Source organism: Pontibacter rufus, assembly GCF_015694705.1.
Taxonomy (GTDB): Bacteria; Bacteroidota; Bacteroidia; order Cytophagales; family Hymenobacteraceae; genus Pontibacter; species Pontibacter rufus.
In genome coordinates, this window is the sequence record NZ_JADQDR010000003.1 from 133807 (window position 1) to 159105 (window position 25299).

Here is a 25299-nt window from a genome sequence, read left to right on the forward strand (position 1 = left end):
GCAGCTTGATAGCTTTAGGCTACCAAATCCATTGCGGACAGATAATACGGCGGTTGTTGAGGAGTTTAAAGCCCAGCACAACCTCGTGTGTGCCGGCGCTTACTCTGTTTATGCTGGAAAGCGTGGCATCATAGGAATAAGACACATCCAGCAAGGGGCTGATGTAGACGCCCACCATACCCACTAATGCATCTTTGTGCCGGTATGAGGCCCCTACCCAAAACCGATCATCGTAAATGGCGCGTACGCTCGCATCAATAGAGGCCGGGCTGGGACTGGCCAGCTTTACCATCACAGAGGGAATTATATCCAAGGTTTCCGTTGGCTCCAGCCGGTAGCTGCCTGTAATAAAGTAGTGGCGCTGCAAACCAAAAGCCGCCCGGTTTTCTTCGGGTGTGCGGAAGCTGCCCGCGCCCTCCAGCAGTTGCGCCGCCGACACGCCAACAGAGAAGTTGCGCGCGTATAGCCACAGCCCCAGGTTCAGGTCAAACTGGTTGTTATTCAGGCTTGCACTGCCTATCAGCGGATCGTTGGGATTGGTAAACTCCAGCTCTGTGCTACTCAGAGAGTTGCGTATCAGCCCAACCGCAGCGCCCGCTGCCAGGTTTATCTTTCGGGTAAGCGGCAGGTGGTACGCATAGGAGCCTGTGAGGCCGGAGCGGCGCAAAGGGCCGGTTTTGTCGGTATGAAAGGCAATCCCTACCCCATGATGTGCCAGCTCTTTATGAAATTTATTGCTTGCAGCGCCCTTGTTGAGCGGCGTGTGGGCCGAAACATAATAAGTTACAGGTGCGCCATCCAGCCCCACCCATTGGCGGCGGGTACTCACCCGGATGTCAGCATAATCTTCGATGCCGGTAATAGCGGGGTTCAGCAGGTAATTATTGAGCATGTACTGGCTGTACTGCGGGCGCTGCTGCGCCAAAGCCTGCACAGCAACGGCCACGAAAGCAATCAGAAGAATGAGCGGCTTTTTCATGTGCGTTAGCGGATAAGGGTCACGTTGCCGGAGATAGGTTTCTCAGACGCGTTGAGATAAATTATATAATAATACGTGGCCACAGGCAGTTCTTTGCCGTTATAGGTGCCATCCCAGGGGGTGCCGTATCCGTTGTTAGAGGTATAGATAATATTACCCCATCTGTTGAATATCTCCACCCGCGCCTCCGGATAGTTCTGGATGTTGCCAATCTCCCAGATTTCGTTTACCCCATCATGGTTGGGTGAGAAAGCATTGGGCACTATTATAGCCGGAATTACGGTTACGGTTACTTCATCTGTCGCAGCACAGCCCTCTTCTGTTGTTACAGTTACCGTATAAGTGGTGGTCTTGTCGGGGCTCGCAATCGGGTTGGCTACATTAGGATTGCTGAGGCCTTCAGCCGGTTCCCACACGTAGGTAACACCGCCGGAAGCCCGGAGTTCTGTTGTCCGGTGTTGTATGATGGTTACGTCCGCACCGGCGTCGGCTACTGGCGTAATCACGGCAACTTCTACACCCGCTCTGGAAGAACTGGCACACCCATTCGCGTTTACAGCCTGCACATAGTAGGTAGTTGGCTGCGTCAGGGGAGGTGTCCGGAATTCAGGCCCGGCAAATACCACAGCGCCACCGGCCGGCTCCGTATACCATTCATAAGTATAGCCGCTGTTTGGATTCTGTACCGTTAGAGTGGCGGAGCTGTCGAGGCAGGCTGTTGCGTTCCGCACGGTTAGCACGGGCGCGGCAGGCACAGGCGTAACCGTAATCGCGACGGCGGCAGAAGTATCCGTACAACCGCCCGACATCACCAGCCGCCGGAACCAGGTGTTCTGGGTAAGCGCCGGCGGCGTGTAGGCGTTATCGGAATTGGCTCCTGCAGCCGGCGAGAAGCCTGTAGTGGGGCCGCTGATGCTGCTTTCCCATAAGTATTCGTAAGTTCCGTTCCCACCCGTTGGCGCTGCGCCTGTACCTGTCAGGGCATCCGGCACACTGCCTACGCATACTTCCTGTGCGGCAGCAATGGTGTTGTTCTCAATTCCCGGATTAACAGATATCTGCACGACGGCACTGGTATCGGCACCGCAGCTAGCTGTAGTAACAATACGCCGGAACCAGGTAGTATTGGTGATGCTGGCTGGCGTATAGTTCTGTCCGTCGTTGGCACCGCCGGCAGCTGTAAAACCGGTTTCCGGGCCGGTGGTGCTGCTTTCCCACTTATAAACATACTTGCCCACGCCTCCTGTCGGCACAGACCCTTTTATAGCAGCGGGTTTGTCTCCGGCACAGATATTCTCTGTCTCTGCCGTAATGGTGTTGTCAGCAATATCCGGTGCTACAGTTACTGTTACGGGCACGCGTGCGCTGGTACAATTCAGTCCGCTTACGGCCTGCACATAGTAAGTAGCGGTAGCCGTAAGGGCAGGCGTGGTGAAATCGGGTCCTGAAAATAAAAGTGTTCCGCCGCTTTCCTGGTCGTACCATTCATAGTTGGCGCCGGCGGGGCCTGTGGGTGCAATAGTAATAGAATCACCCGCGCAGGTGGTCAGGCTATCCTGCACAACCGGCGCTCCCGGCACGGGAAGTACTGTTATTTTTTGCGGCTGCGGCGGGCCTATATCATCACTTGTGCCGCAATCGTTGGTAACCCGCGCACTAACCGTGTAAACACCCGGCTTGGTGAGGGCAGGGAAGTTGGGAAACTCCTCCGCTGACTGATAGCTGATGTTGTTGGGCCCGGTCAGGAACCATTCATACTTGATAATCTGCCCCAGGTTAGGGTCAATCATGGTATTTTGTGCATTATAGGCCAGCACCGTGTCGCCGCAAACCGTCACATCCTGTGGCAGTTGTATCTGCGGGTAGCCTACTATTACACTCTGATCGGTGGTGTCGCTTCCGCAGCCGTTTTCGACGATAAGCTGTATGTTAAAAACCCCCGGAACCTCAAACCTGATTTGCAGCGAGTCCTCATCCAACCCGCCATACACAATACTGTAACCGCCATTATTCGGCTGCTTGATTTCCCATTTGCGGGTCATTGTTCCGCCGCCGGTAGAGCTGTCGCCGAGCGATACGATAACGGGTGTACAGTTAGGAGGCGTTTCGGCAGGTTGCTTGTCCAGGGTAAAGTTGGCTTTGGGTTTCTGGCTTAGCGAGTATACCTGCTCAAAGGTAACCGGGCAGCCGTTTTTGCTCATTGCCGTGATGATGATCGGGTAATCGCCCACCTTCTGATACGGATTCGGGCTTGTTATAGAATCGGTGAAAGTAGGGTATGGCTGAGGCCCGTTTCCGTCGCCCCAGTCGATGGTATAGCCTGTTATTTCCGACAGTGACGGTTCCTGTGTTGTGTTGGCCAACACAGCAAACACATTTAGGGAATCTGCATTAACCGTGTCGGGCACACAAAGCTGAAAGTTTTTCCGCTCTGTAAAAGATACTTCAGGTGTTTGGCTTACCGAGATGCTCTGTGTAACCGGAGCAGAATTACATCCCTGACGGGTTCCGTAAACTTTCACATTAAAAGAAACGACTCCGTTGCCGGTAGATGTATATGTATGTGTAATTGGGTTGCCCTGCTCTACTGTGCCATCGCCGAAGTCCCAGGTATAAACGACATCCGCCTCAGGTGTTGCAACAGAGAAGGTAATGGCTGTGCCGGCACAGGCAGCAGCGTTCGGCGTAAAAGAAAAAGCAGGACGGTTTGGCTCGGGTACTACCGTAACATCAATGCTGCCATTTGAGGTAACATCAGAGCAGGCGCCGCCGGAAGCTTTCACGGTATAGTTTCCAGCTTGCCGGGCCTGGTAGGTAGCCCCGGTAGCGCCTGTAATTTCCTGCCCGTCCCGGTACCATTGCCAGCTAGTAGCAGCGAAACTGGCAGCACCTTCAAGCAAAGCAGCTTCTCCCTGGCATAAGTTTGTGGCATTTTGTGTGCTGATGCCTACGGTACAGGTTTGTGCTGCTGCCTGCCTGCATAGGGCCAGCAGCAGAAAGAGCAAAAGAAAACAAAACGGCTTGCGTATATGAAGGCGCATCGGGTTCGGGTAATGGGTGAAATATAGGGCTAAACCAACTTATTAAACAAAATTTAAAGCTATATCATACAGGCTGCTGCTTTTTGAAGCAACATCTTACATGGCATAAAATTCGGGGGCACCATTCGCATAAAACAAGCTGTATTCAACAGGTTTCACGTTTTGAAACAGACAAGTTACATAAAATCGCCTATACCTCTATTGCCAAACTTTTAAAAAGGTTACGCCAGGTTCCTCTTTCATGCGAAACAATTAATAAACGATTTGGCGCTCAGTAAATTGCATCAATTTTGCACTATCCTGCCTCCATAAAAAAGAAGGAACTACCACTTTAATGGCAGCTCCTTCTTTTTAAAGTTATTTTATCCAGGTCAGCAATCCAAACCGCCTGCAGCGCATAGGTTAGTTGCCAAAAGCCCAACGCAGAAAATCAGGCATCATTCTACCCCAGGTGGGCACATCATGCCTGCCTCCGATAAGCTCCACATACGTGATATCTTCGTTTTTCTGATAGCCTTTCTGATACAGCTCATAAATCAGCGCCGTAGTGTCATCAATCGAATCGATAATCCCATTTTGGTTTCTGTCCGATTTCTCATCTTGCGTGCCGGCCTCAAACCAGAACTTCAGCTCCGGTTTTCCCGCTGTTTCGCTGACCAGTTTGTGGGCAATGCGGTTGCTGTCCGGGTCTCCTTTGGTAGAATCTTTGCTCCGCCACCAGAACGAGCCCGAAAAAGCGCCCACCTTCGAAAAAATATCGGCATGGTGCCAGGCTACGTCCAGGGCAGAAAGCGCCCCCAGCGAAAACCCGGCTATGGTATAACTTGAAAAATCGCTGATATTGGTTTTATCGTAAATAGCGGGCAGCAGTTCTTCTACTATAAACTGCCTGTATTGCTGTGCATTGCCTCCACGGCCTTTAAAATCAGGCTTGCCGGAAACACCGAATTCCTTCAACCGGTCGCCTGCTTTTATCCCAACCGTTAAAACCGGCCGAATCTGTTTTTTCTGGTAAAGGTGCTGCAGTATCTGGTCGTATTGCATAGCTTCCAGATCCTGGCCGTCGTTGATTAAAAGCAAGTGCAGCGGTTCTGTTACATCCATTTCCGGCAGGTAAATCACACAGGTTACCTCCCGTTCTAAAATTACCGATTTTACTGTCAGTTCATCTGCACGTATGCTTACATCGGTTATTGCAAAGTCTAATAGCATTATATTTTTTAATTAAGGAAACTCTAAAAACTATTTATTTACGTTCAACAACCGACATGCCCTGATGTTTCGTTTTCCGGATATGCCGGGTTGAGGCAATTACTTAAATATTCTAACTTAGAAACAGCAACCATCCATCTTAAAAAATGCTTCGTCTATGAAAGAGCAGTATTACAAATGGTATTCGCAGCAGTTAAGCACTGATATAGAAATGCTGGTCTACGGCGATCGCGGTTACCCAGTTATTCTCTTTCCTACCTCGATGGGCAGGTACTACGAAAACAAGGATTTCAAGCTGATTGACAGTGTTTCGTGGTTTGTGGAGGAGGGGCTTGTTAAAATTTACTGCATCGATTCTATAGATAACTTAAGCTGGTACAACAAGGCGGCGCATCCGTCGGAGCGGGTTAAAAACCACATCTGGTACGACAACATGCTGTACCACGAACTGGCGCCCTGGGCCATACACGAAACCGGTGTTGGCAAAGTATGCGTGGCCGGCTGCAGTTTTGGCGGTTACCATGCCGCCAATTTTGCGTTTAAACACCCCGACAAAGTAAGCCATATGTTTAGTATGAGCGGGGCATTCGACATCAAAACACAGCTCGATGGTTTCTACAATGATGATGCCTACTTTAACAATCCTGTTGATTTTGTACAAAACAGCAGCGATCCCGCACTCTGGCAGATGAAAATTATACTGGGCACCTCAGAACATGACATCTGCAAAGATGCAAATATACGCCTCTCCGAAATATTGTCACGTAAAAATATTCCGCACTGGCTTGACATCAGGCCGGATGCAGTGCACGACTGGCCTGTCTGGCGCGAAATGTTTCCGCATTATTTATCCTTGATTTAAATCTTTAAAGAATATACCATGAAAAAAATAGGCATCCTTTTCGGGCAGGAAAACAGTTTTCCGCAGGCTTTTATAGATCGTATCAACCATAAGGCAGAAGAAGGTATTACAGCAGAGTTTGTAAATATAGACAAGGTCATACAGGCCGAAGGCCCGGGCTATGACGTGATTGTGGACCGGATATCGCAGAGCGTGCCTTTTTACCGCGGCATGTTGCGGAATGCGGCCATTACGGGCACAGCCGTTATCAACAACCCCTTTTGGTGGAGCGCAGACGAGAAGTTTTTCAACAATGCTTTGGCCGTGAAGCTGGGTGTGCCGGTGCCCAACACAGTGCTGCTGCCCTCGCGCGACATGCCGGAAGATACCAACGGCAACTCTTTCCGCAACCTGGCTTATCCGCTGGACTGGGAAGGCATCTTTAACTACGTAGGCTTTCCGGCATACATGAAACCCTTCGACGGCGGCGGCTGGAAAGATGTATACAAACTGCACAACCCCGAAGATTTCTTCGACAAGTATAACCAGACAGGCCGGCTGGTGATGATGCTCCAGGAAGAAATTGTTTTTGAAGATTACTTCAGGTGCTACTGCATCGGCGGCGAACACGTGCGCATTATGCAGTATGAGCCACGCAACCCGCATCATTTAAGGTATGAGCACGGCAAAGCCCCCGCTTCGGATGAGCTGCTGGCCAAAGTAAAAGAATACGTCATCAAACTCAACCAGTTCCTGGGGTATGATTTTAACACGGTAGAGTTTGCCATACGTGACGGCATACCTTACGCGATTGACTTTTGCAACCCTGCGCCGGATGCCGAGCGGACCAGTGTGGGCGAAGAGAACTTTGAGTGGGTAGTGGAAACGGCCGCTACGTACGCCATCGAAAGAGCAAAAAGCCACAAGCCTGGCCAGGATAATTTAACGTGGGGCAAGTTTGTAAAAACAGGCAGTGCCCATACGCCATTGCTCGGATAAGCTGCAAAAGCCGCAAAGAATAAACGCGTATAAAGCTGCTTTACTGCAAACCAGGTTTATACAAATTCCGTTTTGTGGTTGGGCGTTAATGTGAACAAGGGCGCTTATTTGCCCCGGCAGAAACGGGTATAGCTTGCAGTGAAAATAAAGTTCTTTTTACGTATGTTGTCTTAAACTTAAATGCGTGCTTTATGAATGATTTCACATTAGGGGTAGAGGAAGAGTTTATGGTGGTGGACCCTGTAACGCGCGAGCTCACCTCCCATGACCAGAAGATTGTAGAAGCCGCTCAAAAGATACACGAAGACCAGGTGAAAGCAGAAATGCACCAGGCGGTGGTAGAGGTGGGCACCAACATATGTAAAAACACAGATGAAGCACGGGCAGAAGTTACCAAACTGCGGAAAACCGTTGCTACGCTCGCCGGAGAGTTGGGCCTGCGCATCGGGGCAGCCGGCACGCATCCTTTTTCACACTGGCAGCACCAACTCATCACGGATCATCCGCGCTACAGCGAAATTGTGAACGAACTGCAGGAGGCCGCCCGCTCTAACCTGATTTTCGGCTTGCATGTGCATGTGGGTTTCCAGTCGCGCGACGTGGCCATGCATATCGCCAACGAAGTGCGCTACTTTTTACCGCACGTATACGCCTTGTCCACCAACTCGCCTTTCTGGGAAAGCCGGAATACAGGGTATAAATCGTTCCGGACAAAGGTATTCGACAAATTTCCGCGCACCGGCATTCCTGACCACTTTCATAGTATAGAGGATTACGACAGTTACATCAAGCTGCTGGTGAAAACCAATTGCATCGACAACGCCAAGAAGATATGGTGGGATGTGCGGGTGCATCCGTTTTTCGATACCATCGAGTTCCGTATCTGCGACTGCCCGATGCTGGTAAATGAAACCATGGCATTCACCGCTATTTTCCAGGCCCTTTGTGCCAAACTGTACAAACTGCGGCTGCAGAACCTGAAGTTTATCACCTACAGCCGGGCGCTTATAAACGAGAACAAGTGGCGGGCTGCCCGGTACGGCATAGACGGCAAAATGATAGATTATGGGAAAGAGCTGGAAGTAAATACCAGATCTTTAATTCTGGAATTGCTCGACTTTGTGGATGACGTGGTGGACGAACTGGGCAGCCGCAACGAGATTAACTATGTGCATCAGATACTGGAGCATGGCACCGGCGCCGACCGGCAACTGGAGGTATACAGCAAAAATCAGAGTTTTACGGATGTAGTAGATTATATTACATCGCAAACGCTGCAGGGCGTGGATGTTTAAGTAAAAGGGACACCAGTATCAGGACGTTAGACACAAGACTTTCAAGTATGAGCAATCAAAACTTCGTTATAAGATGTAACATTCTGAAGTATAAGAATTCTTCTGTCTGATGCCCTGCTACTTGTGCCCCTTAAAATAGAAGGTTGGTTTTTGCTCGCTTCGCTTAATCTCCCGTATAGGTTTGGCAAAAGGCACTATTATGGTGTTCTAAGTTGTTCTAATAAATTAAGATTATTCATAGCGCCTGCCTGCAGGCGCATATTATTTGGTTTAACATTATGTCTATAAAAGTTGCCATCCTTGATTTGTACGATGGCTATCCGAACCAGGGAATGCGCGGCATTCAGGAAATACTGAACCGCTTCCGCACGGCCAATGCCGTTGACCTGACATATGAAATATTCGATGTGCGCGGCAAAAACGAAGTTCCTGATACCAGTTTTGATATTTATATCTCCAGCGGCGGCCCTGGCAGCCCCGTAGAAAGCGAAGGCTCCGCCTGGGAAAACAATTATTTTGATCTCGTCGACAAGCTCGAAGCTATCAACAACAACCCTGAACGGACTGATAAAAAGTATGGCTTTTTCATCTGTCATTCCTTTCAGCTTATGTGCCGCAAGTATAAATTAGGCAAGGTCGCAAAAAGGCGTTCTACCTCTTACGGCATCTTTCCTGTTCATAAAACCGCGGCCTGGGATAATGAGGAGATCTTCAGCGGCGCAGACGAAACTTTCTTTGCCATGGATTCGCGCGACTGGCAGGTAATACAACCCGACGAAGAGCAATTTGAACGCATAGGGGCCACGCTGCTGGCTATAGAAAAAGAGCGCGCGCATGTTGATTTGGAGCGCTGCATGATGGCCATCCGCTTTAACCAGTATTTCTTTGGCACACAGTTTCACCCGGAGGCAGACCCCATTGGAATGAAGAAGTATCTGCTGGAAGAAGAAAACAAAGAAAAGGTGATTGCCGCGCATGGTGAAGAAAAGTATTATGAAATACTGCATTTGCTGGATGACCCGAGCAAGTTAGAGCTCACCCGCAAGGAGATCATACCTTCGTTTATACATTATGCCATCAACAGCATGCTGGTCGCCTGATTATGATGAAAGGAATCCGAGAAAAGTATAACGCTGCCTTTACCGAAGAAGCTTACCGGCAACTGCTGGCAGATCTCAATGAGGATCTGGAAAATAAGATCGCTTTCAGAATAGCGGAAACGCCTGTTTTTATAGATGAGGATTTCAAAAACAAGCTCATAGCGGCTGGCAACGATCTGGTAAAGACAGTGTTGCGTGCTGACTTTAAGCAACTCACAGAAAGAGCTATCCCGGAAGTATGGCGGGCGGCGCACGAAACTGCTCATCCGCATTTCCTTACTTTTGACTTTGCCGTATGCCGCGGTGCGGACGGAGAACTGGTGCCCAAGCTTATTGAGTTGCAGGGATTCCCTTCGTTGTATGGTTTTCAGGCGGAACTGGCAGCACAATTCCAGAAGCGCTTCCCGGTTACGCGCGGCCTTTCGCCATACTTCCAGAATGGAGATGAGCAAACTTATTTTGATTTGCTGCGCCGCACCATTCTTGGAAACCATCAGTCAGATGAAGTTATTTTACTTGATATTAATGCCAGGGAGCAAAAAACTGCGGTAGATTTTTATATAACAGCGCGGCACCTGGGCATTGCCATCGTATCTCTGGAGGAGCTAAGGCAGCACGGCGATCAGTTTTATTACATCAAAGATGGCGCAGAGCATCCTGTCCACAGAATTTACAACAGGCTTATCTTTGACGAAGTAGAAAACAAGGAAGAAGCTTTCAGCCAAATTCCCGATCTCCTGAACTCCGATCAGGTGGAGTGGGTAACACATCCGAACTGGTTTTACCGCATCAGCAAGTATACCATGCCTTTTCTGAAAAGTGCCTTTGTACCCCAAACCATGTTCCTCTCCGATGTAGAAGCCATACCTGCAGACCTGCAGAACTATGTGCTGAAACCGCTTTTTTCATTTGCCGGGCAGGGGGTGATTATTGATGTGTCGGAAGCTGACATCAAAGCCATTAAAGACCCTGCAAACTGGATTCTGCAGGAGAAAGTTAACTATGAGCCTGTGGTAAAAGCGCCTGACGGGGAGGTGAAATGCGAAATCAGGCTGATGTACGTATGGCCGGATGGCGATGCAGAACCAACGCTTGCTATAAATTTGGCGCGGCTGAGCAGGGGTAAGATGATAGGCGTGCGCTACAACAAGGACTTTGACTGGGTGGGCGGCACCGTTTGCCTGTTCTGAAAATCACGGTAAGGCTTTCTTTAAGTCAGGCTGCGCTTGCCTGAAAGCTCTCATTGAGCATCAGGGAAGTATAAGCGGCTATGTTCTAAGTCCTGAATAAAGGCCTGCAGTTTGTGCTCCTGCAAGCCTTTATCTTACTCTCAGGCAGGTTATTGTGCCTGATTACAGCACTTTGTTTACCGTAAAATTATTGTGCATCCTTAAAAAAGAAGAAATATAAACGTGCTCTCATGCCGAAAACCCGGCTAAAACAAGCAAAATTTTAAACTATGATTGAAGCTGTAAAATTCTGGAACGAACCAAACAACAAATCGCATTGGGCTTTTGAAATTGACCCGGAATGGCGGATTTACGCCGAAATGGTAAAATTGGCGGCACAGGCTGTAAAAGCCGAGAACCCGGAAGTTCTGCGTGTTCTTGGCGGCATTTCGCCCATTGACCCGCATTTTATAAAAACACTACAAGGCTACGGTACACTCAACGATTTAAATGCAGTTGCTGTTCATGGTTTTCCGCTCGACTGGAACCTGTGGCAGATACACGAATGGCAGGACAAAGTTGCGGAAATTGAAGCAGTTACGGACCTGCCGGTGTGGGTAACAGAAGTTGGTGTTTCGACCTTTGGCGCAGAAGAAGTGCAGGAATTTGGCCTTCGCCGGACAGCTGAGTTGTTGATGGGGCGCGTAGACCGCATTTTCTGGTACAGCCTGTATGATTTGCCGAGCGCCTGGGAAGCCACAACGCGCCACCGGGAAGCCGAAGGTTCCTCATATTACCGCCACTTCCACATGGGCTTGCTGCGCGAAGATGGCACCCCGAAGATCGCTTTCCGGCAATTTGCAGATTACACTCCTGAGATGGGCATTTGCCAGTGGTTCCATTTTGAAGACCACCGCCTTGATGCTGCCGTAGAGCGACTCAGGCAATTGGGCGTAAAACGTTTGCGAACCGGCTTAAGCTGGGCCGATTGGTTGCGACCGGATGCCGAAAAATGGTTCGACCGCATGATGAAGGCGCTCGAAGAGTTTGATGTAACAGCTACCTTCTGTTTTACGCCCGAAGAAAAAGGCATTCAGCCTCACCATACCAGCCCACCGCAAAACGTGGAAGAGTTTGCTGATTTTTGTGCTGAAATGATGCGCCGCTATGCCTGATTAATCTCCCATCAGGGCGGGCGTGAAAAAGTGCTGTTCCGCCCAAGCATAAGGGCAGCACGAATGATACAAGTATACCCTTGTCTTTGTGTGAGGATCTGAGTGGAGAAAGGCAGTAGCAGTTAGCTGATGCTTGCCTTCAAGATCCTTTCAGGATGAAGAAGTATGCTTTTAATTTGTCCATTTACTTAGAAGACCTGTATGCGTCAGGACATTCAGGAAGATACCTCCACACTGTGGATGCGCCACATGCGCAGCGGAGCGTTTGAAAAAGCATGGGAAACCAGCGATGCAGAACTGAAAGCCCGTGCCGGCAAGCCATGCTGGCACCTGCCACGGCACTTTCAGTATGTATGGGATGGCACATCGCTCCAGGGCAGGCGCGTTTTGGTGCGCTGCTATCATGGCCTTGGCGATACCATTCAGTTTATCCGGTATATGCCACTCCTGCAGGCTGTTGCTGCAGAGGTACTCGTTTGGGCACAGCCGCCGCTCATTCCGCTTTTGGAAACAGTACCCGGCATTGACCAGCTTTTACCTTTGCACGATGGTACTCCTGATGTAGCGTATGATGCGGATGTCGAGATCATGGAACTATCGCACATCTTTCGCACCACGCTGGCAACTATACCTTCTGAAATTCCCTACCTGCAGGTAGAACCGCAACATCTTTCATCGCATAATGGGAAACTTGCTGTCGGCCTTGTCTGGAAAGCAGGGGATTGGGACGGAAACCGTTCTATTCCGTTTTCCCTGCTTGCTCCCTTAGCCGAGATTCAGGGCATCAGGCTTTATATTCTACAGGCAGATGCTGTAGCAGCGGGATGGCAGGAAGGATTTGGCGTTCATCCCGGCGAGTTCAGTTTGTATGACTATGCACGTGTTATCAGCGGGCTGGATTTGCTGATTACGGTTGATTCTATGCCGGCGCATCTTGCCGGGGCGCTTGGCGTACCCGTCTGGACCCTACTGCATGCTAAGGCAGATTGGCGCTGGATGGATAACCGGGAAGATAGCCCCTGGTACCCTACCATGCGGCTCTTCCGGCAGGAGCAGCCAGGTGATTGGAGAGGTGTTATAGCGCGGATTACTGCTGAACTGGAAAAGCTCAGTTCCCTGGCACTCAATCCAAACATTAAATAAAAATAGCAGGCCGCTCTATCTACTTCAGGAAGTATAGATACAGCAGACTGCCAAATACCAGTATAACAATTGCCCGTGCTGTTATGGCTGGTTATTCAGTTCTTTAAAGCGCTTCTGCATCTCCCCGAAATTCCCCTGGTGGTAGGCCAATCCATGATAAGCAGCCGCGGCCATGCGCGCCCACCGCAGGTATAGCTGCGGTTTTTGGAGCCGGCGGGCAAACCGGAAAACACGATGGCTCCACGCTGAAATCAGATACCGCATCCGGTAAATAAGCTTGCGCTGCCTGGCAGGTGTTTTAGCATCGGGTGCCACGCGCTTGCGCGGCTGTATGCCGCTGCGGTGCCATGTAAGCCGGTAAGCCAGTCCTTCGCGGCGCTGCCGGAAACCTGCAGCCTGCGTTTGCTCTACAAATTTAGCATCTACCGCATCCAGGTTCAATCGTCCTTCATCTATGGCACCTGCCACCAGACTCTGAACAACCGGCGAGCGCACGACCACCACGTTTGTTCCTCTTCCATCAGAAGAGTAGGGCTCCACCCAGGCATCGCCAAACGAGATGTCAGCCGTTTCCGCTACTACGTCGTCGCAGAAGTTACAGGCCGAGTTCATGTAAAAGCCTGCACCCCAATCGCCGTCTGCCAGGTGCCACCAGTCTCTGTTAACGCTGCTTCCGTCGCGCAAAGTGAGTTTGGCATTATACCAGTTGGCCGGGCGGTTCGGGTCTTTCTGGCGATACTCTACACTTTGGATCTGGTTTACCGGCACCTTCATCTGCCAGGCAAAGCTCTCGACAAACCGCGCACTTTTCATATGCCCACAGAAAAGCCCCAGCGTAAACCGGATGCGTTCCCCAATAACCGGATCCTGGCGGCGAAGCAACTGCACCGCTTTGATAAAACACGGAATACCAACCACGGCATAGCGGCCAGGTACCTCGTGTATGGTTTTAAGAATCTCTGATAACTCGATGGGATAGTAGCGCGATTTGGCGCCTTCGCGTACCTCCGCTTCGGTGCGTGAAATGCGGTAACGGAAATAGCGGCCATCTTGCTGCGGATCTTCGGTTGCCACTACATGCGCTACGCCGTCAATCAACCCTTTCCGCATCAGTTCAGTTGCCACCCACGTCACCATACCGCCCGAACTGCCCTGCATCCGGAAATCCTCTTCGCCCACATGCCCGACGTAGGCTCCCTCAAAACGACCTACGGCTACATCGCTTTGTTCAACAGCAGGAAAAAGTTCAGCAGCCAATTGGTCTTCGTTTTGGGCGGCTGGTGAGAACGGGCAGGTTAGTGTAAAGCTTTCGGAATTGCTGCGAAACCATTCCGGCCTACCTTGCGGCTTCAGTTGCCCATACTCATCAAATGTCATTTCGGTATCAGGCGAACCAGCTTGTGCAACGCAACTGCCGCAGCCAATACATAAACCGGAACGAACAATATCCCTGGGGCTTAGCAGCTTATTCATGCAGGTTGTAGTTGTTTAAGCACAAGTGCCCGATCCAGGTAAGCATTGGAGGTCTGGCGCAGGCGCTCAATCTTCTGAATAATTTCCTGTCCAAGCGGCTCACTTAGGCGGGCATCATAATCGGCTGCCGGCGTCTCTTCTGTAATGAGGTGTTTTTCGCCGCCGATTTTTGCCATCAGCCCTTGTAATTTATACCTTCTGTAAGGGGACGTCTCACAAACGAATGGCTTTACATTACGCAATGCAAAAACGCAGCCATGGAAGAAATTAGTCGCTACTGCTTCGGAGTGCGCCATAAAGTGCGCAAAATCATGCGGGTCGGCGGTAAGCCATTGTTCGTCTGCCCAGTCGTTCCGGTAACCGATGCTGATGAGCGGCAGGTTTTTGCTATCGGCGCATCGCCGGATTTCGCGGGCAAAATATTCAGAAAAATTGTGCCCGTATACAGCTACATACGGCTGCTGCAGCTTGTCCAGGTTTCGTTCATCGGGCACGACCGGAAACTGCAGGCATGGATCTAACACCATTTCCGGCTCAAACCCCAGCGCGTTTTCAACTACAGCCTGTGAGTTTTCATCGCGCACCGAAATAAATTCAAATTTGCGCAGTTTTTCGGCCCAAGCCTGTTCCATGCCCCAGGAGGCGTCATAATTTCCAAAGCTGGCCGCATAAGATACGAGGCGTTGCGCCCGAATACCCTCTCCATAAAATAAAGCATAGCCCCCAAACCACGGATGACTCAGGTTCCATACTTCGTCGCTGCCAACCACTACCACATCGTAGTTTCCCATTTCTGCCGGATTATCTAGCTGAAAACGCGGCGAAAGCGGCAACGAATTAAAAGCGCGGAAGAATTTGAGAACTTTTTCCCGGTAAAGGGGATAATCTGATTTCGGAACCGCTGTGGGCAGCACCGGCTGTAAAGCGCATTTCCATTCCGCAAGGTTTACCTCCTGCGAGTCGTGATCAAGTATAACGGCGTTGTGTCCACGTGCCTGAAGCCCTTCAGCCAGGCAGCGTGCCTGCCAGTAGCTGCCGTAATTAATACATCTGTGAAATGTCAAAACCCCTATTTTCAAAACAGTCATTCTCGTCGCTTTCTCTGATTTATTTCTTAGTTACTTTATACTTGCGGGTGCCCGTAACACGCATTTTGCACAGTTGCAGGCATACTTAAAACTGGTATATGCCAACGGCGCAGGCGCTGTTTAGGTTCTGCTACAATGCAACCCATTCTTAATTCATTCCGGGATTGGCAGCCCGGGCATACAGGTAAAGCAGTAAGCTTCTGGAAGTATGGCTGCCGGCCGGGTGCACAAGTATGCACAACATATCTGCCCTGGCCGCACCACTTAAAACGGTTTGTACCTGTGTTTCGTACCCTTACATACTTTAGAAGTATGGCCAACCACAGATAAGCCCTGTGCAGTTAATTACGGCATTTATTTCCGAAGAACATAAGGTAATCCGAAAGATACAGATACGAACCAAATCCCAAACATAAGTTAATGACCAGATTTCTCCTGATTCGCCACGCAACGAACGATACGGTTGGCAAGCGCCTCACCGGACGAACGCCTGGTGTATCTTTAAACGAAGAAGGGCAGGCACAGGCGCAAAAGCTGGCCGAACGCCTCGCCAGCCTGCCGGTTACGGCTGTTTACAGCAGCCCTTTGGAGCGCGCTGTCGAAACTGCCGAACCGATTGCCCGATTACTTCATCTTGAAAACACCGTTCGCGAGGATTTTATGGAAATAAATTTCGGAGAATGGACAAATAGCGCCTTTCAGGATCTGGAAAAGCAACCGCAATTCCAGCGTTTCAATTCGTTCCGAAGTGGCACGCGTATTCCGGGTGGTGAACTGATGCTGGAAGCGCAGGCACGTATAATCACAGGACTTGAAAAGTTGTGCGTGCAGCACCCGCAGGAAACTGTTGCCGTGGTCAGCCACGCCGACCTGATCAAAGCTGCCGTTGCATACTATGCCGGAATTCACCTGGATATGTTTCAGCGACTCGAAATTAGCCCGGCCTCCGTAAGCGTGATTGAAATTTACGACGAAACAGCGCGGATCCTGCTGGTTAATGACACTGGCGGGATAAAGATTTAACGCTGCGTATGAGAGTTGTACTTTTTCAGCCGCCATCACGTGCAGCGCCCTTAAACCTTTAATAGAGTCCGGCCAAAGCCATTACTGTAGTTTATTTGCCTGTTGTTCATTAAGTATGATGCATAACTTACCTCAAATATTTTTTACCAAGGGGATAACGCGCACGCATGTAATTTCTATGTTTTATTTTCCTAAATAAATAAAGTAAAACAGGTTTAGCATTCAATTAATTGGTATTTTGTCTGTAATTCAGTGTCCAACCATATTTTTCATTACTCTAAAACAAGTCATATGCATAATACAATAGATAAAGCAGAAGGAAAGCTCGGTATACTAACGCCTGGTTTAGGTGCTGTAGCCACTACACTTATTGCGGGCGTAGAGGCCGTAAAGAAGAACCTGGCGCAGCCGGTTGGCTCCTTAACCCAGATGGGTAATATCCGGTTAGGAAAAAGGACAGAGAACCGTTATCCTAAAATAAAGGACTTTGTGCCGCTTGCCGATCTGCAGGACATTGTATTTGGTGGTTGGGATGTTTACAACGACAATGTGTTTGAAGCAGCCATGAAAGCAAAGGTGATTGAGCCTATGCTGCTGCATGCCGTAAAGGCCGAACTGGAAGCTGTTAAACCCATGAAAGCTGTTTTTGATCGCGCCTACGTTTCTAACCTGGACGGTGATCACATAAAGCAGGCGGCTACCAAATACGACCTGGCCAAGGCAGTGATGGATGACATCGAAAACTTTAAAGACGCCAATGATTGCTCGCGCATTGTAATGGTTTGGTGTGGCTCTACTGAGATATACCTGGAGCGCTCGGCAGTGCATGAATCCCTTGAGCATTTTGAAGAAGGCCTGCGAAACAACGACCCGGCCATTGCCCCTTCCATGATCTATGCTTATGCAGCCATCAAACTGGGCGTGCCGTTTATGAATGGAGCACCCAATTTAACCTGCGATATTCCGGCTTTAATCGAGCTGGCCAAGCAAACGGATACCCCCATCGGCGGTAAGGATTTCAAGACCGGCCAAACGCTGATGAAAACGATTCTGGCACCCGGCCTGCAGGCCAGGGCCTTAGGCATCAAAGGCTGGTTCTCTTCCAACATTTTAGGCAACCGCGATGGTTATGTACTGGATCATCCGGATAATTTTAAAACCAAGGAGGTGTCGAAGCTTAGTGTGCTCGAAGATATCCTGCATCCTGAAACGAACCCGGAACTGTACGGCGAACTCTATCATAAAGTACGCATCAATTATTATCCGCCTCATGGCGATAACAAAGAAAGCTGGGACAATATAGACATCTTCGGCTGGCTGGGTTATTCCATGCAGATCAAGATCAATTTCCTGTGCCGCGATTCTATTCTGGCCGCGCCCATTGTGCTGGACCTGGCTTTGTTCAGCGATTTGGCGAAAAGAGCGGGTATGTCCGGCATACAGGAGTGGCTGTCGTTTTATTTTAAATCGCCACAAACAATGGCCGGCCTGCGTCCGGAGCATGATATTTTTAAGCAATTAATAAAGCTGCAGAATACGTTACGCCACCTGATGGGCGAAGATCTGATCACGCACCTGGGCCTGGATTATGATGAGGACCTGGTAGAAACCATGTAATCTTTTAACCAGCTTTAATCTTCATCAGTGTATACTTTAAGCACACTGCGCTTTTTCTTCAAAGGATATTAAAAATTGCTGAATGATTAAAAACAGCCGGTTGCAATTAATATGCTACCGGCTGTTTTGTTTATACCTGTGGCTTCTCATCCGACAGAGCACAGTAACTGGCTGTCATTTACTTCTTCCGGTAAATGACAGCAATACAGCCATTCGGCAGAAATAATTTTAGCTTTACAAAAGCAGACTCTTCATTAAAGTTAAACTGCAGTGCAAAAATAGTTTGAGGCAAAACAGATGCTGCCGTTCCGGAAGAATCCTGTTAGCGGGCATTACGCTTATGAAGCAGCATAATTTTCCAGACAATATCCCCGCGATAAGTGCGGCATTTATACTTGCAGGAGGGCAAAACAGGGCATGTTAATCCTCACAGCTACTTATCAGGTATCAGAAAGAAATTACCTTTAAGTATAAACAAGTATGGCTAAGCTATAAGTTATTGCTCTCAATAATTTAAACCTGGAAGCCTTTTGTCCTTTATCTGGATTTCATTTGTCCGGACACTTAGCTACCTTTACTTAAAGGCGCTCTAATCTATAGCGCCTTTTCACCATATCATGCCACATACAAACTTTGACCCCACAGATCTACAGTTTTTAGCCGTTAACATCAAGTATTCTATCTTTGTATATGAGGTGGAGTCTAATCAATTTACTTACCAGAACCCCGCATTTGAGCAAGCTTTTAAACTGACGGCACAAAGTGTTATAACTCCGGCGGCTTTGCTGGACATGGTGCATCCGGATGACCGGCAATATGTAGCGGAAGCAAGCCGGAAGCTGTTACAGGAAAAAGGCAGCAAAGAAGTGGAGTTCCGCATAAATTTACCCGAGCAGGAAGAGCGGTGGATATGCCTCACGCCTTTCCTGCTGAACGATGCAGCAGCAGAACACCGCATTATTGGTTACGTGGAAGATATTACCGCTTCAAAGCAATACAATGACTACTTAAAGAAATTCGGGAACAAAAAGGACTCTGTGCTGCACATCCTGGCACATGATCTGGCAGGTCCCCTCGGTATGATTCATAGCATTTCAGAACTATTGTCTGAAGAGGTAAAGTCTTATGGAAGCCAGGATCTTGATCACCTCATCAGTCTGATAGAAAAAACCAGCAAACATGGGGTTTCGTTGATAAAGAGCCTTATTGATACTGAATTTCTGGAGACAACTGGGGTAGATCTTATCAAGCGAAGGGCAGACATTGTCGTGAGGCTTGAAGAAATAATGGAACAGTACCAGCAATCTGAAAGAGAAATTACCAAGACTTTCCGTTTCTTCTGTGCCAGTAAAGAAATTTACATTGAGTTTGATGACATTAAGCTGCTACAGGCGATAAACAACCTCATTTCTAATTCTATTAAATTTACCCACGAAGGCGGCATAATCACTGTGAGCCTGGAAGAGCACGCGCAAACTGTTTTAATCAAAGTAGCCGACAATGGCATTGGTATACCGGAGAAATACCACGACACCCTGTTCGATAAATTTACCAATGCGCGCAGGCCCGGCCTGGACGGAGAACCTTCCACGGGCCTCGGCATGTCCATTATTAAAACCATCGTGGAGTGGCACCAGGGCCGGATATGGTTTGAGAGTGAAGTAAATGTTGGCACCACCTTTTACATTGAGCTTCCGAAAGAATAATGTAAAGTGAGTATGCTGCATTTATACTTGTTTGGAAAGATGAAGGGGGACCTGCGTTATAGTAAGAAGGCAGCTTTACAACGAATACTAATCTGGTCTACCTCAGATGACCTAGCAACCATAGCTGATTTCTTCCGTTCGGTTTAATTCAGTAGATGAATGTAAAGGCGCTACATACCTGATCAAGTATGATAGTAATTTTAGAATTAAGATTAAATACTATTGATTTCATCCCTTTAATCAAATTATCAGGGATATTTAATCTGGGTTTCTCCTAAATAACTATTTAGATTTATTCTAAACAATTTTTCCTGCATCATATTTCATCCTATATTTGCAGCAGTTTAAAATAATTCTAAATAAGCACAAGTTTTGCAACTGTATTGTAGACCTATCACTACGTTCTTCATTTTTCTGGCAATAGTTTGCTTGGGCAATACTGCTTTAAGTCAAGGTATAGGTAAAGCTAGTATTTCTGGAATAGTAAGTTCTTCAGCAGGTGATGCCTTAGCAGGCGTAACAGTAGTAATTAAAGAAGCTAAGGCTGGAACTACTACAGACGCAAAAGGCCAGTTTAATTTATCCGAGATTACACCTGGCAACTATACACTAGTGGTTAGCATGCTGGGGTTTGGAACACAGGAAAAAAATATACAGCTAAAAGCGTCCCAGAATTTAAAAATCGATTTCACGCTTCAGGACAAAGCCTTTGAAATAGAAGGACTGGAGATTGTTGGAAAATCATCTACTACGCAGGTAAACGAGCAAGCCTACGCCGTTACGGCTATTTCTACAAAAGAATTGCTAAACAGCACTTCCGATGCAAAAGAGGTTTTAAACCGGGTATCTGGTGTAAGAGTGCTGGAAGAGGGCGGACTGGGATCCAATACCAGCTTTAGTCTAAATGGATTTTCAGGCGATCAGGTTAAGTTTTTCCTGAATGGCCTGCCGATGGATAATTTCTCGTCATCTCTCAGCCTTAGCGATATTCCGGTTAATACTATTGAAAGAATAGAAGTGTACAAGGGAGTAGTGCCTGTTTGGCTTGGTACTGATGCACTGGGTGGCGCGGTGAACATCATCACAAATAAAAAAGATAACTACCTGGATGCATCTTATGCTGTAGGTTCTTTTAACACACACCGCCTGTCACTGAACGGAGCTTATACGAACCCTAAAAACGGCTTTACCTTTAGGGGCAGTAGCAACTATAACTACTCCGATAATAACTATAAAGTATGGGCAGATATTACGGACGAAAATGGTAATGTAATAAATAGTGCCGAAGTAGAACGCTTCCATGACCGTTACCGATCTGCCACCATGATGTTGGAGACCGGCTGGACGGGCCGAAAGTTTGCCGATAACCTGCTATTTGGCCTCATCGCATCAGGTAACGACAAGCAGGTGCAGACAGGGGCAACGATGGGAAAAGTATATGGTGGAATGTTGCGCAACAGCCAGTCGGTGGTACCAACTTTAAAGTATAGCAAAGACGGCCTCTTTACCGAAGGCCTGAACGTAAGCCTGAATACGGCTTTCAACTATACCAAAAGCGAAAGTATTGATACGCTGAGTGGCGTCAGGTTTAACTGGGCCGGTGAGCGGTTTGAAGATGGTTCTTCAGATGGCGAGCGCCTGCGGACCTTCACCACGTTTGACGATACCGACTTTAATAGCCAGATAAACGCGGGCTATACTATAAATCCCCGGCACTCCTTAGCATTCAATTATGCTGTTTCATACTTCAAACGCAAAGCCTTTGATAAGGAAGACCCGGATAAAATACAGAACAAATACCCAAAAGCATTAAATAAGCACATACTGGGGCTAGCCTATAAATCAGACCTGTCTGAAAAATGGTCTACTACGGTGTTTGGTAAAATGTACCTGCTACATGTTGAAACCGACAAAGAATTTGGCTTTGGAACTGATAACCGTGGTATCGATGCCTATCAGGTTAATAATGAAGATTTCGGTTATGGTGTTGCAAGCTCCTACTTTTTGCTACTAACGCTGCAGCTAAAGGCATCTTATGAGCATACGTACCGCCTACCAGAGCCTGACGAAATTTTCGGTGATGCGCAGTTCATCAACCCAAACCCGAACCTGGGGCCTGAGCAGAGCGATAACTATAACCTGGGTGCTGCTTATAGTTTCAAACTTGCCCAAGATCATCAGTTGAACTTAGAAAGCAGCTTTATTTACCGCGAGTCAAAAGACCTGATTCACCAAAGTGTAAATGTTGTAAGTGCTGAAACAACTTACGGTAATTTAAGTGATGTACGCACATTGGGTGTGGAAGGAAGCGTGAAATACCAGTGGCGCGATGTGTTGCATTTGGGTGCAAATGCAACATACCAGGATATTACAGATCAGGCCGATTCGATTTACAACGATTATAATGGCTGGGCCCCAAATATATACAATGGCTCACGTCTGCCAAACAAACCTTACTTGTTTGCTAATGCAAATGCCGGGCTCACATTCAAAAATCTGGTAGCAGCAGAATCAGTAATCGGAGTTAACTATTATTTCAATTTTGTAGAGAACTACTACCTGACCTGGGCTCGTTTTGGCTACATCGATGGCAAGTATACAATTCCAGAACAGTCTTCACACAGCGTTGAAGTGTTCCTGAATCTGGCCAACGGAAAGTATAATATTTCGGCGGAGTGCCGCAACCTGACCGACGCCCGACTTTATGATAAATTCCAACTGCAAAAACCCGGACGTGCTTTTTACCTGAAGCTGCGATACGTCCTTTAAACTATAATTTATACAAAATAATAACACACATGAACTTAACTAAACTTAGAAAAAGCCTTGCTTTACCGCTACTGGGCCTTTGCGCAACAACAATGCTGGTAGCTTGCAGCGACGACGATAACGTACCTAATCCATCTACCGGAGAGTTTGTTGTATCGCTGGCTTTACAGGGAAACGGCAATACCTTTACCTACTATACAGTGCCTTTTGAGGATGTAATGAGCGGAACACTCTCTGCAGTAGGGCAAGGTATTGAGCAGCCGGGTTATTTCGACTTCACGCAGATTGATAACACCATTTACAGCATCGGCGGGCTGGATGATGTGAACGTGGTAGGTATTACCAGAGATGCCAACGGCGAACTGAAGCAGATTGGAAATGTGTCGTTTACCAACAGCCTGAAAGATATTGTAAAGGCCGATGCTAACACGTTAGTTGGAGTAGAGATGGATGGAAATTCTGATGTTATCAAATTCCATACATTTAATACCAATACCCTGACGGTAAAAGGCACCGAAACGCACCAGGTTGCAGCTATCACAAATCAGGTAGCGCCTTCTTACGCCGGCATGCGTATCAGCAATGGCTACCTGTACCTGGCATATTACATCAGCGACCCCAGCACATTTAACACACCGTCCACTGATAAAGCTGAGATTGCCGTTTTCACGTATCCGGCTTTGGAGTTTGTGAAAGTAATGGAAGATACACGCGTTGGTCCGATAGGTGGGTTTAACACAAAATCAGGTTTGATCAAAGACGAGCAGGGCAATATCTACGCCGTTTCTCATTCAAACCCAGGGAATGGTTACAGCCAATCTACCAAGCCAGCCGGCATTATACGCATTAACAGCGGCCAGACTACAATTGACGAGACTTATTTCTTTGATGTAGCAGCTGTAACGGGTGGTAAAACCATTTCGCATATGTTATACCTGGGCAACGGAAAAGTATTTGTTGAAGTGAACACGACAGACCGTCCGCAGCAGGAGAGATGGAAGGACAGCCCGCTTAAATCGGCTGTGATTGATCTGAACACGAAAGCAATCACTTATATTCAGGGTTTGCCGGAGCATTCAGGTCTTGGTCGCAGACTGAGCGCCCTGCACGATGGGAACAATCTGTATGTGGCTATTCCGGAAGGCAATAAAATATATATGTACAGAATTAACCTGGAAAACAACACGGCTACAAAAGGTGCTGAAATACAGGCAAACTTCGTGGCAGGTATCTCTAAACTATAGTTTACAAGCCATACTTATCAGCTCTGCTATAGTATAAGCAGGGCTGGTAAATTTTTACCATTACCTATTAAGCGTACATGAAAGGCAAAAAGAACAGCAATAATGGCATTTTCAGGAAGGTGAACGACTGGCTGCACCTGTGGCTTGGCCTTTCTTCCGGCATTGTGGTGTTTATCGTTAGCATTACGGGCTGCTTTTATGCTTTTGAGGTGGAGATAAAGGATGCTATGGAGCCCTGGCGCTTTGTGCAGGCGCAGGATAAACCCTTTGTGCCGCCCAGCCAGTTGCTGGATACTGCCAAAGTGTACATGCCCGGCGCTGAGCCCACGGGCCTTACCTATAGCACTAAAGAAGGTGCCGCAGCGGTGGGCTTTGGAGGCGAAGAAAATGGTGAGCGCACGTTTACAGCTGTTTTCATGAATCCTTACACCGGCGAGTTTCTGCAGAAACAGCAAAGTATAGGCGAAGGGGAGTTTGATTTTTTCCGGTTTATTATTGATGGCCACCGTGCGCTTTGGCTGCCTTATGAAATTGGCCGGCCTATAGTTGGTGTGGCTACGCTTATTTTCCTGGTGCTGCTGGGTACAGGGCTTGTAATGTGGTGGCCAAGAAAATGGAATAAGTCTGAGCGAAACAAGAGCTTTAAAATTAAATGGAACGGCAGCTTTAAACGCGTCAACTACGACCTGCACAATGTAGTTGGGTTCTATAGTTTGGCCTTGGCTTTTGTGTTGGGTGTAACCGGCCTTGTTTGGAGCTTTGAGTGGTTCGCTGATTCGCTATACTATGTTACATCCGGCGGCGAGGAGATGCCCGAACACCACCATCCACATTCTGATAAATCTAAAGCCTATTTACTTGCTAACGATACTGTTTCGGTGCTGGATAAAGCCTGGTACAAAACGCTGGCGCAGGAACCAACTGCACAAGGTTTTTACATGACGCCGGAGCTGCACGATAAAGAAGATGCTATTGAAATTATTGCGTACCAGGATCATGGCTCATGGTACAACCGCAACGAGTATTACTACGACCAATACACCTTAGAACACTACCGCGTAAAAGGAGATAAGTATTCTGAAGCCGATCTTGCCGACCAGCTCGTAATGCTCAACTATGATATTCATATTGGTGCGGCGTGGGGCCTGCCAGGTAAAATTCTTGCTTTTTTTATCAGCTTGATTTGTGCCAGTTTGCCGATTACCGGGTTCCTGGTGTGGTGGAATAAAAGAAAGAAAGCAAAGCGAAAGGCACCGCTTGGCGGAAGCGCTCCAAAGAGGAAACCCACACAAACCGGACTGGCCCCTGCATAGAGTTTTGGCAGGATATTTCTAAATCAAAAAAGCTACATGGATCGAACATGTAGCTTTTTTGATTTTATTATAGTGAGAATCGTATGCCTGAATAAGCTGATAAACTACAGGA

At 48.1% G+C, this 25299-nt stretch carries 18 protein-coding genes; 13 read left to right on the forward strand and 5 right to left on the reverse strand.

The window, feature by feature from the left end; genetic code table 11:
- Positions 1 to 19: 19 nt before the first annotated feature.
- The 3 genes from I2I11_RS06730 to I2I11_RS06740 form a co-directional block, all read right to left on the reverse strand.
- Positions 20 to 979 (reverse strand): PorP/SprF family type IX secretion system membrane protein, encoded by a 960-nt coding sequence (locus tag I2I11_RS06730; RefSeq protein WP_196266918.1) that lies wholly within the window; start codon positions 977 to 979, stop codon positions 20 to 22.
- A 5-nt stretch (positions 980 to 984) separates the two neighbouring features.
- A complete protein-coding gene (locus tag I2I11_RS06735; protein ID WP_196266919.1) occupies positions 985 to 4020 on the reverse strand; it encodes a T9SS type B sorting domain-containing protein in 3036 nt (1011 codons plus the stop codon).
- A gap of 402 nt (positions 4021 to 4422) precedes the next feature.
- Positions 4423 to 5232, reverse strand: coding sequence for an alpha/beta hydrolase (locus I2I11_RS06740; RefSeq protein WP_196266920.1), 810 nt, complete (start codon positions 5230 to 5232; stop codon positions 4423 to 4425).
- A gap of 157 nt (positions 5233 to 5389) precedes the next feature.
- Here I2I11_RS06740 and I2I11_RS06745 point away from each other — a divergent pair, with 157 nt between their 5' ends.
- From I2I11_RS06745 to I2I11_RS06775, 7 genes are all read left to right on the forward strand, one after another.
- Entirely contained in the window at positions 5390 to 6094 is a 705-nt protein-coding gene (locus I2I11_RS06745) for an esterase family protein (RefSeq protein ID WP_196266921.1), read from the forward strand.
- Between the two features lie 18 nt (positions 6095 to 6112).
- A complete protein-coding gene (locus I2I11_RS06750) occupies positions 6113 to 7072 on the forward strand; it encodes an ATP-grasp domain-containing protein (RefSeq protein ID WP_196266922.1) in 960 nt (319 codons plus the stop codon).
- A gap of 191 nt (positions 7073 to 7263) precedes the next feature.
- Entirely contained in the window at positions 7264 to 8367 is a 1104-nt protein-coding gene (locus I2I11_RS06755) for a carboxylate-amine ligase (RefSeq protein ID WP_196266923.1), read from the forward strand.
- 278 nt (positions 8368 to 8645) lie between these two features.
- Complete coding sequence (locus tag I2I11_RS06760) at positions 8646 to 9467, forward strand: type 1 glutamine amidotransferase (protein WP_196266924.1); 822 nt, start codon at positions 8646 to 8648, stop codon at positions 9465 to 9467.
- Positions 9468 to 9469: 2 nt separating this feature from the next.
- Positions 9470 to 10657, forward strand: a complete 1188-nt coding sequence (locus tag I2I11_RS06765) for a hypothetical protein (protein ID WP_196266925.1) — start codon at positions 9470 to 9472, stop codon at positions 10655 to 10657.
- A 269-nt stretch (positions 10658 to 10926) separates the two neighbouring features.
- Positions 10927 to 11811: a glycosyl hydrolase gene (locus I2I11_RS06770; RefSeq protein ID WP_196266926.1), complete on the forward strand. Its 885-nt coding sequence runs from the start codon at positions 10927 to 10929 to the stop codon at positions 11809 to 11811.
- A 201-nt stretch (positions 11812 to 12012) separates the two neighbouring features.
- Positions 12013 to 12954: a glycosyltransferase family 9 protein gene (locus I2I11_RS06775; protein WP_196266927.1), complete on the forward strand. Its 942-nt coding sequence runs from the start codon at positions 12013 to 12015 to the stop codon at positions 12952 to 12954.
- A gap of 81 nt (positions 12955 to 13035) precedes the next feature.
- Here I2I11_RS06775 and I2I11_RS06780 read toward each other — a convergent pair whose 3' ends face one another.
- On the reverse strand, positions 13036 to 14427 hold the full coding sequence (locus I2I11_RS06780) for a Coenzyme F420 hydrogenase/dehydrogenase, beta subunit C-terminal domain (protein WP_196266928.1): 1392 nt from the start codon (positions 14425 to 14427) through the stop codon (positions 13036 to 13038).
- Positions 14424 to 15491 (reverse strand): polysaccharide pyruvyl transferase family protein, encoded by a 1068-nt coding sequence (locus I2I11_RS06785; RefSeq protein WP_230679948.1) that lies wholly within the window; start codon positions 15489 to 15491, stop codon positions 14424 to 14426. The genes I2I11_RS06780 and I2I11_RS06785 overlap by 4 nt, the downstream gene beginning before the upstream one ends.
- A 444-nt stretch (positions 15492 to 15935) precedes the next feature.
- Between I2I11_RS06785 and I2I11_RS06790 the strand changes: the two genes are divergently transcribed.
- From I2I11_RS06790 to I2I11_RS06815, 6 genes are all read left to right on the forward strand, one after another.
- Entirely contained in the window at positions 15936 to 16538 is a 603-nt protein-coding gene (locus tag I2I11_RS06790) for a histidine phosphatase family protein (RefSeq protein WP_196266930.1), read from the forward strand.
- Between the two features lie 291 nt (positions 16539 to 16829).
- Positions 16830 to 18155 (forward strand): inositol-3-phosphate synthase, encoded by a 1326-nt coding sequence (locus I2I11_RS06795; RefSeq protein ID WP_196266931.1) that lies wholly within the window; start codon positions 16830 to 16832, stop codon positions 18153 to 18155.
- 617 nt (positions 18156 to 18772) lie between these two features.
- Complete coding sequence (locus I2I11_RS06800; protein WP_196266932.1) at positions 18773 to 19861, forward strand: PAS domain-containing sensor histidine kinase; 1089 nt, start codon at positions 18773 to 18775, stop codon at positions 19859 to 19861.
- Between the two features lie 429 nt (positions 19862 to 20290).
- Complete coding sequence (locus tag I2I11_RS06805) at positions 20291 to 22630, forward strand: TonB-dependent receptor (protein WP_230679949.1); 2340 nt, start codon at positions 20291 to 20293, stop codon at positions 22628 to 22630.
- 29 nt (positions 22631 to 22659) lie between these two features.
- Positions 22660 to 23874, forward strand: a complete 1215-nt coding sequence (locus I2I11_RS06810) for a DUF4374 domain-containing protein (RefSeq protein WP_196266933.1) — start codon at positions 22660 to 22662, stop codon at positions 23872 to 23874.
- Positions 23875 to 23951: 77 nt separating this feature from the next.
- Complete coding sequence (locus tag I2I11_RS06815) at positions 23952 to 25187, forward strand: PepSY-associated TM helix domain-containing protein (RefSeq protein ID WP_196266934.1); 1236 nt, start codon at positions 23952 to 23954, stop codon at positions 25185 to 25187.
- Positions 25188 to 25299: the final 112 nt, after the last annotated feature.

Excerpts from the sequence above, each read along its gene's own strand:
- I2I11_RS06730 (WP_196266918.1), bottom strand. The coding sequence starts at position 979 with ATGAAAAAGCCGCTCATTCTTCTGATTGCTTTCGTGGCCGTTGCTGTG.
- I2I11_RS06735 (WP_196266919.1), bottom strand. The coding sequence starts at position 4,020 with ATGCGCCTTCATATACGCAAGCCGTTTTGTTTTCTTTTGCTCTTTCTG.
- I2I11_RS06740 (WP_196266920.1), bottom strand. The coding sequence starts at position 5,232 with ATGCTATTAGACTTTGCAATAACCGATGTAAGCATACGTGCAGATGAA.
- I2I11_RS06745 (WP_196266921.1), top strand. The coding sequence starts at position 5,390 with ATGAAAGAGCAGTATTACAAATGGTATTCGCAGCAGTTAAGCACTGAT.
- I2I11_RS06750 (WP_196266922.1), top strand. The coding sequence starts at position 6,113 with ATGAAAAAAATAGGCATCCTTTTCGGGCAGGAAAACAGTTTTCCGCAG.
- I2I11_RS06755 (WP_196266923.1), top strand. The coding sequence starts at position 7,264 with ATGAATGATTTCACATTAGGGGTAGAGGAAGAGTTTATGGTGGTGGAC.
- I2I11_RS06760 (WP_196266924.1), top strand. The coding sequence starts at position 8,646 with ATGTCTATAAAAGTTGCCATCCTTGATTTGTACGATGGCTATCCGAAC.
- I2I11_RS06765 (WP_196266925.1), top strand. The coding sequence starts at position 9,470 with ATGATGAAAGGAATCCGAGAAAAGTATAACGCTGCCTTTACCGAAGAA.
- I2I11_RS06770 (WP_196266926.1), top strand. The coding sequence starts at position 10,927 with ATGATTGAAGCTGTAAAATTCTGGAACGAACCAAACAACAAATCGCAT.
- I2I11_RS06775 (WP_196266927.1), top strand. The coding sequence starts at position 12,013 with ATGCGTCAGGACATTCAGGAAGATACCTCCACACTGTGGATGCGCCAC.
- I2I11_RS06780 (WP_196266928.1), bottom strand. The coding sequence starts at position 14,427 with ATGAATAAGCTGCTAAGCCCCAGGGATATTGTTCGTTCCGGTTTATGT.
- I2I11_RS06790 (WP_196266930.1), top strand. The coding sequence starts at position 15,936 with ATGACCAGATTTCTCCTGATTCGCCACGCAACGAACGATACGGTTGGC.
- I2I11_RS06795 (WP_196266931.1), top strand. The coding sequence starts at position 16,830 with ATGCATAATACAATAGATAAAGCAGAAGGAAAGCTCGGTATACTAACG.
- I2I11_RS06800 (WP_196266932.1), top strand. The coding sequence starts at position 18,773 with ATGCCACATACAAACTTTGACCCCACAGATCTACAGTTTTTAGCCGTT.
- I2I11_RS06810 (WP_196266933.1), top strand. The coding sequence starts at position 22,660 with ATGAACTTAACTAAACTTAGAAAAAGCCTTGCTTTACCGCTACTGGGC.
- I2I11_RS06815 (WP_196266934.1), top strand. The coding sequence starts at position 23,952 with ATGAAAGGCAAAAAGAACAGCAATAATGGCATTTTCAGGAAGGTGAAC.